Origin of the sequence: Streptococcus caecimuris, from assembly GCF_943193075.1 — a bacterium.
In the GTDB taxonomy this organism is placed as follows: Bacteria; Bacillota; Bacilli; order Lactobacillales; family Streptococcaceae; genus Streptococcus; species Streptococcus caecimuris.
Genome location: NZ_CALPCT010000003.1, coordinates 89641 through 106778, shown reverse-complemented (window position 1 = coordinate 106778; position 17138 = coordinate 89641). Strand labels below are relative to the sequence as shown.

General features: G+C 43.0%; 18 protein-coding genes. 3 read left to right on the top strand and 15 right to left on the bottom strand.

The window, feature by feature from the left end; all coding sequences use genetic code 11:
• Positions 1-93: 93 nt before the first annotated feature.
• The 5 genes from NFR56_RS02165 to NFR56_RS02145 all read right to left on the bottom strand — a co-directional run bounded on the left by NFR56_RS02165 (position 94) and on the right by NFR56_RS02145 (position 4154).
• On the bottom strand, positions 94-1155 hold the full coding sequence (locus tag NFR56_RS02165; protein WP_023918305.1) for a BMP family lipoprotein: 1062 nt from the start codon (positions 1153-1155) through the stop codon (positions 94-96).
• 75 nt (positions 1156-1230) lie between these two features.
• Positions 1231-1620 carry a cytidine deaminase gene (locus NFR56_RS02160; RefSeq protein ID WP_049498278.1) on the bottom strand — a complete coding sequence of 130 codons (390 nt, stop codon included), beginning with the start codon at positions 1618-1620 and terminating at the stop codon, positions 1231-1233.
• Positions 1607-2269 (bottom strand): deoxyribose-phosphate aldolase, encoded by a 663-nt coding sequence (gene deoC / locus NFR56_RS02155; RefSeq protein ID WP_021153359.1) that lies wholly within the window; start codon positions 2267-2269, stop codon positions 1607-1609. The genes NFR56_RS02160 and deoC overlap by 14 nt, the downstream gene beginning before the upstream one ends.
• A 17-nt stretch (positions 2270-2286) precedes the next feature.
• The gene (locus NFR56_RS02150; RefSeq protein ID WP_251457390.1) at positions 2287-3564 is read right to left on the bottom strand and encodes a pyrimidine-nucleoside phosphorylase; all 1278 of its coding nucleotides are present in this window, start codon (positions 3562-3564) and stop codon (positions 2287-2289) included.
• A complete protein-coding gene (locus NFR56_RS02145) occupies positions 3561-4154 on the bottom strand; it encodes a class I SAM-dependent methyltransferase (RefSeq protein WP_037615364.1) in 594 nt (197 codons plus the stop codon). The genes NFR56_RS02150 and NFR56_RS02145 overlap by 4 nt, the downstream gene beginning before the upstream one ends.
• 90 nt (positions 4155-4244) lie before the next feature.
• Here NFR56_RS02145 and coaA point away from each other — a divergent pair, with 90 nt between their 5' ends.
• From coaA to NFR56_RS02130, 3 genes are all read left to right on the top strand, one after another.
• A complete protein-coding gene (gene coaA / locus NFR56_RS02140) occupies positions 4245-5165 on the top strand; it encodes a type I pantothenate kinase (protein WP_118228093.1) in 921 nt (306 codons plus the stop codon).
• Positions 5166-5261: 96 nt separating this feature from the next.
• Positions 5262-5510 (top strand): 30S ribosomal protein S20, encoded by a 249-nt coding sequence (gene rpsT / locus NFR56_RS02135; RefSeq protein ID WP_003007640.1) that lies wholly within the window; start codon positions 5262-5264, stop codon positions 5508-5510.
• A gap of 66 nt (positions 5511-5576) precedes the next feature.
• On the top strand, positions 5577-6086 hold the full coding sequence (locus NFR56_RS02130) for a DNA topology modulation protein (protein ID WP_251457387.1): 510 nt from the start codon (positions 5577-5579) through the stop codon (positions 6084-6086).
• A gap of 317 nt (positions 6087-6403) precedes the next feature.
• Here NFR56_RS02130 and ldcB read toward each other — a convergent pair whose 3' ends face one another.
• The 10 genes from ldcB to uvrC all read right to left on the bottom strand — a co-directional run bounded on the left by ldcB (position 6404) and on the right by uvrC (position 17037).
• Positions 6404-7183 carry an LD-carboxypeptidase LdcB/DacB gene (ldcB, locus tag NFR56_RS02125; protein ID WP_003007645.1) on the bottom strand — a complete coding sequence of 260 codons (780 nt, stop codon included), beginning with the start codon at positions 7181-7183 and terminating at the stop codon, positions 6404-6406.
• 10 nt (positions 7184-7193) lie between these two features.
• Positions 7194-8981: a TcaA second domain-containing protein gene (locus tag NFR56_RS02120; protein WP_251457385.1), complete on the bottom strand. Its 1788-nt coding sequence runs from the start codon at positions 8979-8981 to the stop codon at positions 7194-7196.
• A 66-nt stretch (positions 8982-9047) separates the two neighbouring features.
• The gene (locus NFR56_RS02115) at positions 9048-10187 is read right to left on the bottom strand and encodes a DUF6574 domain-containing protein (RefSeq protein WP_070594893.1); all 1140 of its coding nucleotides are present in this window, start codon (positions 10185-10187) and stop codon (positions 9048-9050) included.
• A gap of 445 nt (positions 10188-10632) precedes the next feature.
• Positions 10633-10917 carry a rhodanese-like domain-containing protein gene (locus tag NFR56_RS02110; RefSeq protein WP_070594894.1) on the bottom strand — a complete coding sequence of 95 codons (285 nt, stop codon included), beginning with the start codon at positions 10915-10917 and terminating at the stop codon, positions 10633-10635.
• Positions 10918-10930: 13 nt separating this feature from the next.
• On the bottom strand, positions 10931-11422 hold the full coding sequence (locus tag NFR56_RS02105; RefSeq protein WP_155167664.1) for a prolyl-tRNA synthetase associated domain-containing protein: 492 nt from the start codon (positions 11420-11422) through the stop codon (positions 10931-10933).
• Positions 11423-11434: 12 nt separating this feature from the next.
• On the bottom strand, positions 11435-12019 hold the full coding sequence (locus NFR56_RS02100) for a uracil-DNA glycosylase family protein (RefSeq protein ID WP_070594896.1): 585 nt from the start codon (positions 12017-12019) through the stop codon (positions 11435-11437).
• Positions 12020-12071: 52 nt separating this feature from the next.
• Entirely contained in the window at positions 12072-13478 is a 1407-nt protein-coding gene (gene pepV, locus NFR56_RS02095; protein ID WP_070594897.1) for a dipeptidase PepV, read from the bottom strand.
• A gap of 34 nt (positions 13479-13512) precedes the next feature.
• On the bottom strand, positions 13513-14118 hold the full coding sequence (locus tag NFR56_RS02090; RefSeq protein WP_134974693.1) for a nitroreductase family protein: 606 nt from the start codon (positions 14116-14118) through the stop codon (positions 13513-13515).
• A 148-nt stretch (positions 14119-14266) separates the two neighbouring features.
• Positions 14267-15109 (bottom strand): metallophosphoesterase family protein, encoded by an 843-nt coding sequence (locus NFR56_RS02085; protein WP_134974694.1) that lies wholly within the window; start codon positions 15107-15109, stop codon positions 14267-14269.
• A 95-nt stretch (positions 15110-15204) separates the two neighbouring features.
• The gene (gene uvrC / locus NFR56_RS02080; RefSeq protein ID WP_134974695.1) at positions 15205-17037 is read right to left on the bottom strand and encodes an excinuclease ABC subunit UvrC; all 1833 of its coding nucleotides are present in this window, start codon (positions 17035-17037) and stop codon (positions 15205-15207) included.
• Between the last annotated feature and the right edge of the window lie 101 nt (positions 17038-17138).

Here is a 17138-nt window from a genome sequence, read left to right as displayed (position 1 = left end):
CTATTAGGACAGCTAATAGATTTTACTGAGACAAAAATGTCTCAATTTATTAAAAGGAACGGCCCTTGAAGGTCGGGCCGATCCAATCAATGATTATTTTTCAGGAACTTTAAGTGACCCGTCAAGGATCTTAGCTTTAGCGTCTTCGACAGCTTTTTTAGCTTCTGCAGAAAGATTGTCAGTTGTCAAGTCAACTCCACCATCTTTCAAGCTATAAGTAATCACTTTACCGCCAGGGAATTTACCATCAGCAGTTTTCTTAGCCAAGTCTTTTACAGATTCTCCGACTTTCTTCAAGCTTGAAGCCAATACAAAGTTAGATTTTTTACCATCTTTAGAAGTGTATTCACCTTCAGCTTTTTGGTCACGGTCCACACCAAGAACCCAAACTTTTTCGTCTTCATTTTTCTTCTCGTTCAAGTCTTTAGCTTCAGAGAAGACACCTGCACCAGTACCACCAGCTACTTGGTAGATAACGTCTGCACCTGCAGCATATTGTGCAGCAGCAATTGTTTTACCTTTAGCAGAGTCACCGAATGAACCAGCGTAGTCTACTTGAACTTTGATAGATGGGTCAACAGATTTAACACCAGCTTCAAATCCAGCGCGGAAACGAGTGATAACTTCACTTTCCATACCACCTACAAAACCAACTTGTTTAGTTTTTGTAGTTTTCGCAGCAGCGATACCAGCAAGGTAACCAGCTTCGTTATCGGCATAAACAGCAGATGCTACGTTCTTTTGTCCTTCAATACGGTCATCGATGATGACATAGTTCACATCTTGGTTGTCTTTTGCAGCTTTTTTAACAGAGTCGCTCAAGGCAAAACCAACACCAAAGATCAATTTGTAGTCGTTAGAAACAGCTTCATCAAGGTTTGTCGCATATTGAGATTCATCTGTTGATTGGAAGTAGTCAAATCCGTTCCCTTTAGAAAGACCGTTTTCTTTACCCCAAGCTTGCAAACCTTCCCAAGCAGATTGGTTGAATGATTTGTCATCCACACCACCAGTATCGGTAATGATAGCAGCTTTCAAATCTGTTTTAGATTCTGAGTTTGCGCTATCTTTTTTAGACGCACGATTTCCACATGCTGCAAGTCCGATAGCAGCGACAGTTACTAGACCAAGGCCTAGCCATTGTTTCTTGTTCATTACTGAACCTCCTAAATTATTGTGCAACATTGTTGCGAAGTATTGAAAGGGTCAAAAGACCGCCTCACAGACCTATTAAGTCAGGTCTGTAAAGGAATATGGAAGTAATTCCTTGACCGTCATCACGACCGTCGATTTATCTTTAGATACTAAGGTTACAGGAAGGTCTGGCTCAAAAAATTCAGCCATGACCTGGCGACAAGCACCACATGGAGAGATGGGCTTTTCTGTTTGCCCGTAGACAATCAGCTCTTTGAACTCACGAGCTCCTTCAGAAACTGCTTTAAAAATAGCTGTCCGTTCCCCACAGTTGGTTAAACCAAAACTGGCATTTTCGATATTGACCCCTGTATAGATTTCTCCATCCTTCGTTAGCAGTACAGCTCCAATTGGGAAATGAGAGTAGGGCACATAGGCTTGTTGACTCACTTCAACTGCTAAGTTGATCAATTCAGTAGTCGCCATGAGCCACTTTTCCTTCCATGATTGCTACACCAGAGGAAGTTCCGATACGGGTCGCACCAGCTTCGATAAATGCAAGAGCATCTTCATAAGAGCGAGCTCCACCAGAAGCTTTAACACCCATGTCTGGTCCAACTGTTTGACGCATTAAGGCTACATCTTCTACCGTCGCTCCTCCAGTTGAGAAACCAGTTGAAGTCTTCACAAAGTCAGCTCCAGCTGACTTTGCAATCTGACAAGCGACGATCTTTTCATCGTCTGTTAAGAGACACGTCTCAATGATGACTTTGACCAGCTTATCACCGCTTGCTTCGACAACAGCTTGGATATCTTCTTCAACTAGTGCTAAATTCTTAGACTTCAAAGCACCGATATTAATGACCATGTCAATTTCATCGGCACCATTTTGAATAGCATTTTTTGTTTCACACGCTTTGACAAAAGGGGTATTTGCTCCCAAAGGAAAACCAATGACGGTACAAACTTTTACATCTGAATCGCGCAAGCCCTCAGCCGCAAAATTCACCCATGTTGGGTTCACACAGACACTGGCAAAATCATATGCCTTAGCTTCTTCGATCAATTTTTCGATCTGTTCTTGTTGCGCATCTGGTTTTAAAAGAGTGTGATCAATATATTTATTTAACTTCATACAATCTCCTGAGCTACTTAAGATATTATTTCAATAATTTCTTTAACGCTTTCAGCCCCTTCTAGTATTTTAACATTTTTTTTGAATTCTGTAACGCTTTCTTGTGAATTTTTTTCATTCACGAAAATACGAGCAATGCGTTCCCCTTTTTTAACGTGCTCTCCCACTTTTTTGTCAAATACAATCCCTGTTTCATAATCAAGCGGATCCGATTTGACAGCACGGCCAGCACCAAGTCGCATGGCTAACAGGCCAAATTCCATGGCAGGTAAAGCTGCAATAACGCCATCTTGATCTGCTGTTACTTCAAGGACCTGATCTACTTTGACGGGACGATGCAAATCCTCTAAGTTTCCACCTTGTGCCACGACCATTTCTTCAAACTTGGCTAAGGCTCGTCCATTGCTCAAGTGTTCATGAATGGCTTCAATTGATTGATCTACATTGGCCAATTTCAACATGATTTGTGCTAATTCACAAATAAACTCTGTGACATCAGCACGCCCCTGTCCTTTTAGAATATCCAGGGCTTCCAAAATCTCTAAACGATTACCAATGCTGGTTCCCAATGGTTGGCTCATATCTGTAATAACAGCGATGGTTTTCCGACCCACTGCATTTCCAAGATCCACCATGGTACGGGCTAAGCGACGAGCATCCTCAATATTCTTCATAAAGGCACCCTCGCCTACCGTCACGTCCAAAAGAATGGCATCCGCACCAGCAGCAATTTTCTTACTCATGACGGAGCTAGCAATCAAAGGAATGGTATCCACTGTCGCCGTTACATCACGCAGAGCATACAAGAGTTTGTCTGCTTTTACAAGTTGGTCGGATTGACCAATGACCGATAAGCCGATCTCCTGCACCTGCTGTATAAATTCCTCTTGGGTCCGTTCAATCTGGAAGCCTTTAATGGATTCCAACTTATCGATGGTTCCACCCGTGTGGCCTAAGCCACGACCGCTCATTTTAGCAACCGGCACTCCGAAACTTGCAACCAAAGGCACCAAGACCAAGGTTACCTTGTCTCCTACACCACCAGTCGAGTGTTTGTCCACCTTGATTCCTGGAATAGCTGACAGATCAAACTGTTGCCCCGTTTGGACCATCTTCATGGTCATATGAGAGATTTCTTCCGTCGTCATCCCTTTAAAATAAACAGCCATAGCAAAAGCAGACATTTGATAATCTGGTACTGTTCCAGCCACATAGCCCTCAATCAGCCATTCAATTTCTTCCTTGTTTAAGGCAAGACCATCTCTTTTTTTCTGAATGATATCTACTGCTCTCATGATTCTTTCTCACTTCTTAAAATATAATAGCCTTTGTCTTTTTTTACGGTCTCACAATTGCCAAACGTCTCTTCCATCTTGGCCTTAGCGCTCGGAGCCCCTTGTTTTTTCTGAATGACAATGGTCAAGTCTCCACCTGGTTTCAAATGTTCAAAACTACCAGTGATCACTTGGTGAACCACTTTCTTACCTGCTCGGATCGGCGGATTACTGATCACATGGTCAAAGACCCCTTCTACTGCTTCATAGACATCCGAAGAAAAGATCTGAGCTTCCACGCCGTTTCGGCTAGCATTTTTCTTAGCCAAGTCTAGTGCCCGCTCATTGACATCGACCATAGTCACTGCAACTCCCTGAGCTTTAGCGAGAGAGAGACCGATTGGACCATAGCCACAGCCAACATCAAGGACACTTTCTCCTTCTTGAAAATCCAGGGTTGATAAAAGCACCTGGCTTCCATAGTCAATCATTTTTTTACTAAAGACGCCGGCGTCCGTATAAAAATTCATCTTTTGCCCCAATAAAACAACAGCCAGATCATGAATATCATGGGCTGCATCTGGGTTTACATCAAAATACATTTTACTCATAAGGTTATTTTATCATAATTCACTCCTTTTTTAAATCGTTTACATGACCTCTAAAAATTGGTATACTAAAGACTACAATAGGAGTGACATATGGACAAAGAATTTCTACATTTTGAAAAAATTAATCGGGAAACTTGGCAAAATTTGCACCGCAAAACCACCCCACCTCTCTCTCAAACAGAGCTCAATTCTATTAAAAGTTTTAACGACCGCATCAACCTCCAGGATGTACGTGACGTCTATCTGCCTTTGACAAACCTGATAGGCATCTACAAGCGTTCCAAAGAAGATTTGGCCTTCTCAAAAGGTATTTTTCTTCAAAAAACGAGTGAACGCCAACCCTTTATCATTGGGGTTTCAGGAAGTGTTGCGGTTGGAAAATCTACCACTAGCCGTTTACTTCAAATCCTGCTGTCACGAACCTTCGAAGGCTCGACAGTGGAGTTGGTGACGACGGATGGCTTTCTCTATCCAAATGCTATCTTAAAAGAACAAGAGATCCTCAATCGGAAAGGATTTCCAGAAAGCTATGATATGGAATTGCTCCTTGATTTTCTTAATCAAATCAAAAACAATAAGAGTGTAGAAATCCCTGTCTATTCCCACGAAATATACGATATTGTCCCAGATGAGAAGCAAACGATTTTACCGGCTGATTTTGTCATTGTCGAAGGGATCAATGTCTTTCAAAATCCGCAAAATGACAGTCTCTATATGACCGATTTCTTTGATTTTTCGATCTATGTGGATGCCGCGGTCGACGATATCGAATCTTGGTATATCGATCGCTTCCAAAAACTTCTTGAATTAGCTCAAAACGATCCCAATAACTACTACTATCGATTTACAGAGCAACCCCTAGAAGAAGTTTTAAGCATGGCCCATCAGGTCTGGGAATCCATTAATTTAGTCAACTTGCAACATTACATTCAACCAACCAGAAACCGAGCTGATCTGATTCTCCATAAAGCAACCAACCATGAAATCGACGAAATTTATCTCAAACGCTAGAGAAAATCGCCTGTTAACGGTACTTTTTTAAGGAAAAGCTATTTTAGGCTTGTCAAATCTTAACTTTTCATATATAATTAGATAGTTAGATTATCAATGGAGGTGAATAACTTGGCAAACATTAAATCAGCTATCAAACGCGCTGAATTGAACGTTAAACAAAACGAAAAAAACTCAGCTCAAAAATCAGCTATGCGTACTGCAATCAAAGCTTTTGAAGCAAACCCATCTGAAGAACTTTACCGCGCTGCTAGCTCAGCTATCGATAAAGCAGAAACTAAAGGTTTGATCCACAAGAACAAAGCTAGCCGTGATAAAGCACGTCTTGCAGCGAAACTTGGTTAATCAAGAACAGCATAAAAATCAAGCTCTCCGGAGCTTTTTTTGTTCCTAAATTTTTGAGAGGTGCTTATGAAAATCGTTATTATCGGCTATTCTGGATCAGGTAAATCCACCTTGGCTGAAAACTTATCCCGCCACTACTCCATTCCCAAGCTCCACATGGATACCCTTCAATTTAAACCGGGTTGGATAGACAGTGACCGGGAATGGATGGAGAAAGAGATGAGACAGTTTCTCGGCGATCATAGAGACTGGGTCATTGATGGTAATTACTCTTGGTGCTGCTATGAGGAGAGAATGGAGCAAGCCGACCAGATTATCTTTCTCAACTTCTCTCGTTGGAACTGCCTCTTTAGAGCCTGGAAACGATACCGCCGTTATAAAGGACGCGTCCGTGAGAGTATGGCAGCAGGCTGCCCTGAACGCTTTGACTGGGAATTCATCCGTTGGATTCTTTGGGACGGACGAACAAAAACTGCCAGAGAAAGGTATCAAAACATCCACTCCACCTACCCCCAAAAATTTATCTCTCTCAAGAACCAAAAAGAGCTGGATGAGTTTCTAAAAACAATCCAATAAAAAAGGTTGGAGATTTTAACCCCAACCTCAGATTGTTAGACAAAGTCATATTAAAAACTTTCCTTAGGTGAGTACGGACGTCAGCGAACTTCTACGAAGTTCCATGACTAATTATTGAGCCTAGGGTCTCAATAATTCCTAGTGCCTGAAATGTTATTGTTTCAGGCACTTTTCTCACAGCGGAAAGTTTCGGTATTTTCTTGATTCAATCTAAAAATTGGAACTCAATTTTATTTCTTATCAGAATCGCTTAATTTATTTTACTTTAAAATAGTTTGTCTACATTTTAAGGTTGGGATATCTATCCCAACCTTTTCTTATTTATCAACGTAATCGCCACCGGTGAAGCCATAGTATTCTTCTAGACTCAAACCTGAGTCAGCAATATCTTGCGCTTCTTTTCCGATATAGCGGAGATGCCAGCTTTCTGGCATGTAGCCTGTCACTTTTTCTTTACCTTCTTGGTAACGAACCACAAAGCCATATTTAGCGGCGTTCTTGAGCAACCACTTACTTGGTCCAGGTTCTGTCACCAGATTACCACTGGTATCGATCAAATCAAAGGTCAAACCAGTTTGGTGTTCACTATAACCCGGTCTTGCGGAATAACGATCTGCTGCTTCCTGACCATCTTGATTGACATAGTTTTGGTAGAGGCCAACTTGGGTGTCGTAGCTACGAAAACCACTATATTGGTCACTGATCGGATAACCTTCTGCCTGCATGGCTGCAATCAATTCATGAAGGGCTGAAACAGCTTCAGGATCTTCACCTGGGTTAAAGTCAGGCGACAAGGGATAATGTTTGTTGGCGATCATGACCTCACCATATTTCCCTTTAACACTATAGTATGAACCATTATAGCTCACACCAGAGTCCACTTTCACATCTGACTTACCAGCTTTTGACGACTCTTCTTTGCCAGTTTCTTTTGACGTATCCTTTGCAGAAGACGTTTCTTTGGAAGACTTGGTTTGCGTTTGTTTGCTTTCTTCTTTTGCAGAAGATTTAGAACTAGTGGATTGAGATTGGGAGCAAGCTGTCAGGGTTAACAAGGCAACTGTCACCAAAGTTAATTTGGAAAATCTTGCTTTCATGAGGAATCTCCTATGATTCTTTTGTTACGACAATATCCGTAATCACATAACTTGCACCTACTTTTTTCAAGGTGTAGGTCTTGTACTTGCGGTTTTGTGAATCTGGATGGCTATCTGTATAATGCACGGTAAAGTCTTCATAAGTCTTGATCGTTACCACACCATTTTCTTCAGTGACACTTTGAATGTCCAAAGCTCCTGGAGTATAGTAGTCAATTTTAGCCTTTCGAACACCATCACCAGTTGTGAACTCAACCATGTCCTTGTATGCTTGACTTTGTGTGTCATAGTATTTAGAGTAGGTGTTGTTTCGATTTGAAACGGAGCTAAAGACAGCGTCGCGGTACTCTTTCAAGAACTCTTCCACCAAGGTCCGATTTTGTTCTTCTTTGGCTGCTTGCGCTTTCTTAGCATCTTGTGCACTCTTGATGCGTTTTAGGGTATCTTTGGCTAGTTTGAGTTCGATCGGGTCGTTCTCACCCTCTTCAATCGTCACCTTAGCTTTTTCAGTTGTATAGGTTTCCCCATTCATGTTGAAGACAGCATGCACTTCAATTTCTTGATAAGGGATGCTATCTACCTCAAAGGTCGTGCTGGTTCCGACTTCTTTGCCGTTAACCACAACCTTCACATCTGTTGGGTTTTCAACTTCATCTGGAAACTCAACTTCTAAATTGCGTTTTTCAGAATTCAACTGCAATTCTAAGTTATTCTTGGTTGCTTTTTTAGGATTGAGATGGATCTTAGAAGTAACATTTCCGACCTCTGTTTTAGCAGTCAATTCCATTTCTTTTGTATTGTAATGGAAAGAACCAAGGTCTGTCACTGCATCTTTCTTCAAGGTCACCGTTTTATTGGCAGCCACTTTAAGTTTGGCTTGATCCAAATTAGTCTTGACCTTCACTTGCACTGGATAGCTAGCCACACGATATTCTTGGAAGATTCCAAATTTCTTGTCCGCCTTTTCCAAACCAAAGATCTTGTTTCCAGATTTATCCGTATAGCTGCCTTCTCCACCATTATCGATGATCTTGTTCAACTCTGTACCGATATCAATCCCTTGATCTTCCATGCTGGTAATCAAGCTTTCGGCTTCATCCTTTGTCCATTTATCGTTATCGGTTGAAAGCAGATCTGCTGCTTCGCGATAATCCTTGGTGTCCACTGCCTTAATAAATTTATCTGCAGTCACTTCGACACGCGTTGTTGACTGGAAGTAAAAGAAGGCTGCTACCAAAGCGATCACAAGGACTGCAATAGCAGAAATAATCCCAATTTTCTTCTTGGAAAGTTTCTTTTCACCCTTCGTTTTAGGGGCCTTTTGTTTTTTCTGAGCTGGGCCTGCTTCTGTAACATTTGGACCAGCAAAGACCTGCGTTTGCTCAGCGGCAAGTGGAGCCGTATACTCTTGAGTTTGCTGTTGAGGGACATATTCCTGTGTTTCTTCAGTTGCATCTGGGGTTACAAATTCTGCTTCAGGCACAGGTCCTACAAAAAACTCAAAGTTTTGACTTTTAGCCGCGGTAAATTCTTCTGCACTTGGCTTTCGCCCATAGGTTTCTTCAAAATGTTGCAACCAAGCCTGACGAGCTGCTAGAAGTGGATCGACATTCTTCACTTCTTCAACTGGTTCAACCACTGGTTCCTCAACAGGAGCGTCTTCCTCTGCTGGGGCATTTCCTGCGATAGACTGAATTTGTTTCAAATCAAATCCACAAGCTTTCCCAGCCATAAACTCTTCTGGTGACGGTTTGCGACCGATCACTTTTTCAAATAATTCAACCCATTTCTTTTGCATGGATCTCTTCTCCCTCATTATAAAATAGGGAAAGTGGGTTCCCCCACCTTCCGTTTTGTGATATTGTTAGAATCCAAAGTTAGAGAAATTTGGAGCACTTGGAATAAATCCTACGGCTACTTGTTCTAAAATACGAGCATTCACATAAATGACAAAAATGGCAATGAGAAGCAAGACAACAGATGATGCTACTAGAAGCAAGAATTTATCTGTTTTAAAGCTTGTCTTGTTCAATCCTTGATGAACGACATAGCATGTTCCAACAAAGAACAAGAAGAAAATAAGGAAGTTTACAAAGCCATAAAATTCATAAACTTTTACAAGACCTACTAAGAAAGCAAGGAGGGCAAGTGGCAATGTGTAAACAGACAAACGTCCAAACTCTTCAAATGAACGACCGTAACTGTATTCCTTGTCTTGAAGAACCACACGACGAACAAAGAATCCAGCTACTTGGAAGGCGTAAAGGCTAAAGAATAGGGAAATCAATGTCAACATAAAGGCACGGAAATCCATTCCATAACCGCCTGTAAATCCACTAGCTGTGAAGAAAGTTGATAGGGTCAAGACAAAGGCAGTTAAGACATACTGTAAAATTCCGTTAAGAGCTTTTGGATTTTCTACAGCTGTTGGACGTTTCAAAGCTGAAAGGAACCAATTCCAGTAACCACCAACGGCTACACCAAATTGACTTGGTTGGGCAGGATAAGGTTGTCCTGGTTGACCTTGGTAAGGAGCTTTTTGATAAGCTGCTTGAGTCGGTTGTTGGTAGGCTTGTTGTGGAGCTTGTTGGAAAGCAGGTCCATTCGTTGGAGCAGCCTGAGGAGCCGGTTCTTGAACTGGAGCTACAACTGGTTCTTCTGCAGGAGCAGCTGGCGCTGCGACAAACTCTGGAGCTTGTGGAGCTGCGACTGGTTCTTCAACAGGGGCAGTTGGTGCTGCGACAAACTCTGGGGCTTGTGGCGCTGCGACTGGTTCTTCAACAGGGGCAGTTGGCGCTGCAACAAACTCTGGAGCTTGTGGAGCAGCAACTGGTTCTTCCACAGGTGCAGTTGGTGCTGCGACAAATTCTGGGGCTTGTGGGGTTTCTGGAACCACTACTTCTTCTTGAAATTCTCCTGCAGCCAGTGCTTGAGCAATTTCTTCTGCACTAGCAGAACGACCATTTACGGCTTCGAAATAATCCAGCCAATCTTGTTTTGACATATTTAATCTCCTTAACTATTGTTTATACTAGGGTATTATACAAAATTTCTGAACCATTTTCAATGAAAGACTGGAAAATCCCTGTAATATCTTTTGAAAAACATACAAATTCTACTCATTTTTAGAAATTAGTAAAGAAAACGACCTCTTTTCAGAGGTCGTAGAATGTAGACAAACTATTTTAAAGTAAAATAAGTTAAGCTATTCTTCAAAGAAATAAAAATGAATTCCAATTTTTAAATCGATTCAAAAAAATACCAAAACTTTCCGCCGTGAGAAAAGTGCCTGAAACAATAACGTTTCAGGCACCCGGAATTATTGAGACCTTAGGCTCAATAATAAGTCTTGGAACTTCGTAGAAGTTCGCTGACGTCCGTACTCACCTAAGGAAAATTTTTAATATGACTTTATCTTCAATTTGAGACCTCTATTCAGAGGTCATTTCTTAAGATTCAAATGCATCCATGCCACCTTGGACGTTGGTCACATCATAGCCTTGCTCTTCCAAAAATTGGCAAGCACGTGCTGAGCGTCTCCCTGACTTGCAGATGACATAATAGGGATGATCCTTCTCTAATTCCTGGTAGCAATTTGCTAACTCAGATAAGGGAAGAAGACGAACCCCATCTAAGTGAAGGGCATCATATTCCTCCTGCTCGCGTACATCAAGAACGTGTATGTTTCCTTTTTGATAAGCTTGGTAAAAGCTTGAAAATGGAATTTCTTTCATGATTTCTCCTTTGTTATGGAAGGGTTAGAATTTCATAATGAAAGCCAATAGCCTCTAAAAATCGGAACAAGTCTTGGGTTTTAATAAAGATCGTTTTTTCGTTGGTATTGGGATGAAAGGTCATGATCTCCTCTGACACAATGTCTTTATCGAAATAGACACGAATATCTTTTTCTTCATTGTTCAATAAACCAAATGGAGAAACCGTACCTGGCGGTAATTGCATTTTTTCAGCTAAAGAATCTGCTGAAGCCATGCGGATCCGGTTGGCTTCCACTTGCTCTTTGAAATCATCCATATCCAATGGCTTCTGGTCATCCATGATGAGCAAATAGTATTGAGTTTTCTTTTTGTTGGTCAAAAACATGGTCTTAGTGCGGACACCTTCTAAGCCTTCAATATAATAATCCGCCTGCTCCGTCGTAAATGCAGGTGGGTGTTCCACCACATCAAATGAAATTCCCAACTCATCTAATTTTTCTTTAACTTGTTGATAAGGATCCATCTTCGCTCTCCTTTATTTTTGAATGATCTCTTGTACTAAGGTTTGCAATTCTGGGACTACTTCTGCCTCAAACCAAGGATTTTTAGCCATCCAGATTTGATTGCGAGGGGAAGGGTGAACAAGTGGAAAATAGGTTGGCAAATAATCTTTAAAATGGTGAACCCGTTCGGTTACCTTGCCACTAACCTTTTCATGAAGGTAGTATGCTTGGGCATATTGTCCAATTAAGAGGGTTAACTCAATATCCGGACACTCCTTGAGAAGTTGAGGGTGCCACTTTTCCGCAAAGCCTTTGCGAGGTGGAAGGTCACCAGATTTTCCATGCCCTGGGAAATAAAAGTCCATAGGAATGACCGCAAACAAACCAGAATTATAAAAGGTGTCTTCGTCAACTCCTAACCATTCGCGCAGGCGGTCACCACTCTTATCCTTCCAGTAAATACCAGCTTCTTGCGTTTTCAGTCCAGGTGCCTGTCCGATAATATTGATGCGAGCAGTTTTTGGTGCTGCAAAGAGTGGCTCGATTCCTTTATCCGTATATGCTTTATTTTGAGGATCTGCCATAATGGCTTGTTTAATGCTTTCAATCGTTGACATAAGTCCTCCTTCTATGGAAAAACTCAGCCAGAAAAACTGGCCGAGTAGTGGATTATTTGATTAGTTCATAGATAGCTTCTGCGTAAATAGCAGCTGCACGATATAGATCTTCGACATCTGCAAACTCATTCGCTTGGTGCATGGTATTGACATAGTCAGGGAACATAGCACCAAAGGCAACCCCACGTTTCAAGAGACGACCAAAGGTACCACCACCGATCACTTGTTCGTGTCCTTTGAGGCCAGTTTGTTTTTCATAAACACGCAAGAGAGTGGATACCAATTCGTCATCCATCGGAACATAGTGAGGAGTGTGACCATGAGCGGACAAGCTTACTGTAGCCACTCCTTCGATCTTTTCAAGAATGGCTTTGATAGTTTCAGGATCTGTACCTTGAGGGTAACGGATATTGAGGGCAATGGTGTTGTCTGCTTGGCTTTCATCAAAATGGAAGACCCCTGCATTCATGCTCAATGGTCCCATTTTAGCATCGGTATAGGCAATACCTAATTTTTCACCAGCAAAATCTTCGTGAAGAAGTGAAGCTGTCACATGAAGATAAGCCTTAGCAGCACCACCAAAATCAAATTGGTTCAACAAGAGAGCCAAGTAGGTCGCACCATTGATCCCATCTTCAGGAGTTGATCCATGAGCAGATTTCCCAACAATCGTCACGGTATAGGTTTCTTCATCGACAGTTGAGATTTCATACTTGAGCTGGTGTTCCTTGGCAAAGGCATCTAAGAGGCCAGCAAGATCTGGAAGTTGACCAGAAACGACTGCAGTCGCTGACTCTGGTACCATGTTTTCACGAAGGCCACCTGTAAAGCTATGAAGATGGGCACTTCCTGTGTTGTCATTTCCAAAATGAAGGTACTCAGTGATGTTTCCTTTTTCCCCATTGATGATTGGGAATTCCGCATCTGGTGAGAAGCCAAAATCTGGCTCAGGAAGTCCGACATGTTTGAAATAATAATCCATGTCGCCCCAGCCTGATTCTTCATCCGTACCGACAACAAAGCGCACGCGCTTAGAAACAGGGAGTCCTAGGTCTTTAATGATCTTCAAACCATAGTAGCAGGCCATTGTAGGCCCTTTATCATCAGACGAACCACGCGCATAGAGCTTACCATCGATAATTTCTGGTTTGTAGGGATCCGTTTTCCAGCCACTACCTGCTGGCACGACGTCCATATGGGCAAAGATCCCAAGCTCTTCTTCTCCTTCACCAAAAATAAAGTGACCGGCATAATTGTCGACATTCTTGGTTTCATAGCCATCACGTTTGGCAATTTCCAAGAATTTTTCAAGAGCTTTTACAGGACCAGGTCCAAAAGGATGCTCTGCATCTGCCTTGCTGTCATCGCGTTCAGAATTGATTTCCAAGAGGCTGTATAGGTCAGCCATCATCTCATCGCGACGTTTTTCTACTTCTGCTTTAAAGTCAACTGTTGTCATGAATTCCTCCTCGATCTTCTATTTGCTAATTGGCTTAGCGTTTGTCAATGATTTCGTCCACTGGTAAGCGATAGCTTGGCTCTACTTTTTCAGCCGCATAGCCAACCGTAATCAAGACTTCCGGACGGAAGCGCTCTTCGATGTCCAATACTTCATTGATTTTTGATTTATCAAATCCCAAGATAATATTGGTTCCAATGCCTTGGTCCGTCAAAGCAAGTACCAAGTTCATCGCCACAAGACCGGCATTCAAAGCCAAGTAATCACTTGTTTGTTGGGCATCATAGCGTGCAAATTCAGCAGGAAGATTTTGCATAAAGTATTGCAACTGCTCGTCTGTGAAGTTTTTCACCCCACCAACACGCGCAATCTTGCGAGCCCGTTTTTGCAAATCAGTATCTGTAAAGAGGGCAATGGTCACAGGTGCTTCCATGACTTGATCGTAGTTTGCACCATAGGCTAATTTTGCCAATTCTGCATTTTTTTGACGAACGACCACAAATTTCCAAGGCTGGCTATTGTGGGCACTAGGGGCCAAGGTTGCGATCTCAATGGCAGTCCGTACATCCTTTGGATCGACCGATTGGTCAGTGAAATGCTTGATCGCATGGCGTTTTTTATTGAGCTCTAGAAATTTCATAAGCTTCTTCCTTTTCTATTTCTGTTACTCCTATTTTAACACAAAATGAAAGAGCTTGCAGGGTTTTACAGCCTAAGATTGTGAAAAAAGAAGCGGACATTTTGAAGATCCGCTTCTTTTTTATAGGTTGAATACACAAGAGATCTACCTATGATTCATTGGAAAGATTGAAATAGGTAGCTACTTCTTTAGCATAACCGTATTTCTCAATTAAGCTAGTTAGAAGCTCGATGTTATGGCCCCGATAGTTATCCTCGCGTCTTAATTCTTCGTACATCTCAATAAAGGGAAGGCCTTGTTCCTTGGCATCTTGAAGCTCTGCTTCATAGTCATAGGCCACCTTACGAAATTGCAGGTTGGTCACTCCATCTTCTTCAACATCGATCAGAGCATATTGAGCTCTGTGGTTTTGAATTGGTTCCCAGTCGAAATAAGGCATGCCAATAGTCCCTGGATTAAGAATCTGTTGGCCCTGACTGCCATAGCGAAGCAACTGCTTGTGGACATGACCGTAGATCGCCATATCCGTCTGATCATCCAGCAACTGGTCAAAGTTCTCCGTCGCATTAGCTGGACGCAAGTCTCCACCGTAATTCTTTTCTGGCAAGTTGTGGGTCAGTGAAAAGCGAATACCGTTGACCTCCTTCTTCTCTACCAAGGGAAGGGAGCGAAGCCAATCGATCCGCTCAGGATCTAGTCCTTCCATGAGGTACTGAGTGAGCCGAAGAAGTTGGATTTCCTGCGGATTTTCAAGACCGTACTCGCCATCCAAGGCCTCTAGGACACAATCATCCCAATTTCCACGAACAGCCACTGTAATCGGAATCGCATCCAGCAACTCAAAAAGGTCCTCTCGTCCAGGCCCCGGTAGCAAAATATCCCCTAAAAGCCAGTATTCCGTCGCGCCTTGAGCACGCGCATCCGCAATCACTGCCTCCAGGGCTGTCGTATCTCCGTGGATATCAGATAAAATAGCAATTCGATGGTTCATTATTACACCTCATTTGAAATATATTTAGATTTGAATCTAGTATAACAAAATTAGGAGTAAAACGTAAAAACCATCCATGAAAATGGATGGTGAAATTACTCAAATCCTTGGGAGGACTCCGCAACTTCCATCAAGGGACCTGCTTCTTCCTGCTTTCCTTGTTGGAGCTTGGCTTGCACTGCCTCCGCGACTGCTCGTGGGATGCCGACTGTGACGATCTCATCTATAGTGGCCTCTTTGATCTTGGTCAGCGACTTGAAGTGCTTCATCAGCAACTGCTTGCGTTTTGGTCCCAAACCTTCGATGCCGTCCAGCTGGGAGGAGAAGGAATTCTTGGATCGGAGCTGGCGGTGGAAGGTGATGGCGAAACGGTGGACTTCATCCTGGATCCGTTGGAGGAGGAAAAATTCCTGCGAGGTTCGAGAGAGTTCGATGACTTGAAGGGGATCACCGAAGAGCAATTCATGGGTCTGGTGCTTGTCATTCTTTTGCAGACCTGCAATGGGAATATCTAACCCCAACTCTTCTTGGATCACCTGTTTAGCGATATTGACCTGGCCCTGACCCCCATCGATAACGATCAGATCTGGTGGCGTCAGGCCATCCCGCATGACCCGGCTGTAGCGTCTGCGAATGACTTCCCGCATGCTGGCATAGTCATCTGGCCCGACGACGGTCTTAATCTTGTACTTGCGGTAGTCCTTTTTGCTTGGCTTCCCATTGACAAAGACCACCATGGCTGAGACCGGACTGGTCCCCATGATGTTGGAGTTGTCAAAAGACTCAATGCGCACAGGGGTTGGAATTTGCAGGAGTTTTCCAAGGTTTTCAATAGCACCTTGAGTCTTTTCCATCGATTTTTCAAGGAGATTGAACTTCTGCTCCAGACTGACACGCGCATTTTTAATAGCCAGATTGACTAACTGCTTCTTCTCGCCGCGCTGGGGCTTGAGGACCTTGGTATCCACTAGGGCCTTGACCGCTTCCTCATCGATATCCTGAGGGATCAGGATTTCATTGGGGATCAGGTGAGATTTCTCCTGGTAAAACTGCCCCACATAGGTCAAGAAATCCTCGTCCGGATCATTGTAGTAAGGGAAGAGATTGACATCGCGCTCGATCAGCTTGCCCTGACGGACAAAGAAGACCTGCACACACATCCAGCCCTTGTCCACGTAGTAGCCAAAGACATCCCGGTTCTGCAAATCCTTGGCCATGACCCGCTGTTTGGTCCGCAGGGTCCCGATGGCCTGGATCAGATCGCGGTACTCGGCTGCCCGCTCAAATTCCATGTTTTGCGCAGCGGTATTCATTTTGAGCTTGAGCTCATCGATAATCTTATCATCCTGCCCCTTGAGGAAATCAGAAACCTCCTGTGCCATGCCCCTGAAATAGGCCTCGTCCTTATGGCAGACCGTGTGGGCCATACATTGCCCTAAATGGTAGTAAAAGCAGACCTTGGAAGGCGGATTGGTACACTTTCGGAATGGGAAAATTCGATCCAAGAGTCGCTTGATCTCATTGGCCGCTCCTACATCTGGATAGGGGCCGAAATAGAGACCACCATCCTTTTTGACCTGGCGCGTAATGATGAGGCGTGGATAGCGCTCATTGGTAATCTTGATGAAGGGATAGGACTTATCATCCTTGAGCATGATATTGTATTTGGGCTTGTTCTCCTTGATGAGGTTGATCTCAAGAAGCAAGGCCTCAATATTGGACTCAGTGACGATAAATTCAAAATCCACAATCTCAGATACCAGCGCTTCCGTCTTGGTATCGTGGCTCCCTCTGAAATAGGACCGCACCCGGTTGCGAAGATTCTTGGCCTTCCCCACATAGATGATGGTACCGTTCTTGTCTTTGTGAATGTAACAGCCCGGACTCGTCGGCAAGAGCTCGAGCTTGGATTTAATCAAGTTATTCATACTCTCTATTATAGCAAAAAAGGGAGGGGTTAGCCTCTCTCTAATATGTTTGTATTATTATCCACCTTCACCAAGTTAAAAATAATTTTTAAATTATATAT

Coding starts and splice junctions, on each gene's coding strand:
- NFR56_RS02100 (WP_070594896.1), bottom strand. CDS start 12,019: ATGTCAACGATTGAAAGCATTAAACAAGCCATTATGGCAGATCCTCAA.
- NFR56_RS02165 (WP_023918305.1), bottom strand. CDS start 1,155: ATGAACAAGAAACAATGGCTAGGCCTTGGTCTAGTAACTGTCGCTGCT.
- NFR56_RS02160 (WP_049498278.1), bottom strand. CDS start 1,620: ATGGCGACTACTGAATTGATCAACTTAGCAGTTGAAGTGAGTCAACAA.
- uvrC (WP_134974695.1), bottom strand. CDS start 17,037: ATGAATAACTTGATTAAATCCAAGCTCGAGCTCTTGCCGACGAGTCCG.
- NFR56_RS02115 (WP_070594893.1), bottom strand. CDS start 10,187: ATGTCAAAACAAGATTGGCTGGATTATTTCGAAGCCGTAAATGGTCGT.
- coaA (WP_118228093.1), top strand. CDS start 4,245: ATGGACAAAGAATTTCTACATTTTGAAAAAATTAATCGGGAAACTTGG.
- NFR56_RS02090 (WP_134974693.1), bottom strand. CDS start 14,118: ATGAAATTTCTAGAGCTCAATAAAAAACGCCATGCGATCAAGCATTTC.
- NFR56_RS02085 (WP_134974694.1), bottom strand. CDS start 15,109: ATGAACCATCGAATTGCTATTTTATCTGATATCCACGGAGATACGACA.
- NFR56_RS02150 (WP_251457390.1), bottom strand. CDS start 3,564: ATGAGAGCAGTAGATATCATTCAGAAAAAAAGAGATGGTCTTGCCTTA.
- rpsT (WP_003007640.1), top strand. CDS start 5,262: ATGGAGGTGAATAACTTGGCAAACATTAAATCAGCTATCAAACGCGCT.
- deoC (WP_021153359.1), bottom strand. CDS start 2,269: ATGAAGTTAAATAAATATATTGATCACACTCTTTTAAAACCAGATGCG.
- NFR56_RS02145 (WP_037615364.1), bottom strand. CDS start 4,154: ATGAGTAAAATGTATTTTGATGTAAACCCAGATGCAGCCCATGATATT.
- NFR56_RS02120 (WP_251457385.1), bottom strand. CDS start 8,981: ATGCAAAAGAAATGGGTTGAATTATTTGAAAAAGTGATCGGTCGCAAA.
- NFR56_RS02110 (WP_070594894.1), bottom strand. CDS start 10,917: ATGAAAGAAATTCCATTTTCAAGCTTTTACCAAGCTTATCAAAAAGGA.
- ldcB (WP_003007645.1), bottom strand. CDS start 7,183: ATGAAAGCAAGATTTTCCAAATTAACTTTGGTGACAGTTGCCTTGTTA.
- NFR56_RS02105 (WP_155167664.1), bottom strand. CDS start 11,422: ATGGATCCTTATCAACAAGTTAAAGAAAAATTAGATGAGTTGGGAATT.
- NFR56_RS02130 (WP_251457387.1), top strand. CDS start 5,577: ATGAAAATCGTTATTATCGGCTATTCTGGATCAGGTAAATCCACCTTG.
- pepV (WP_070594897.1), bottom strand. CDS start 13,478: ATGACAACAGTTGACTTTAAAGCAGAAGTAGAAAAACGTCGCGATGAG.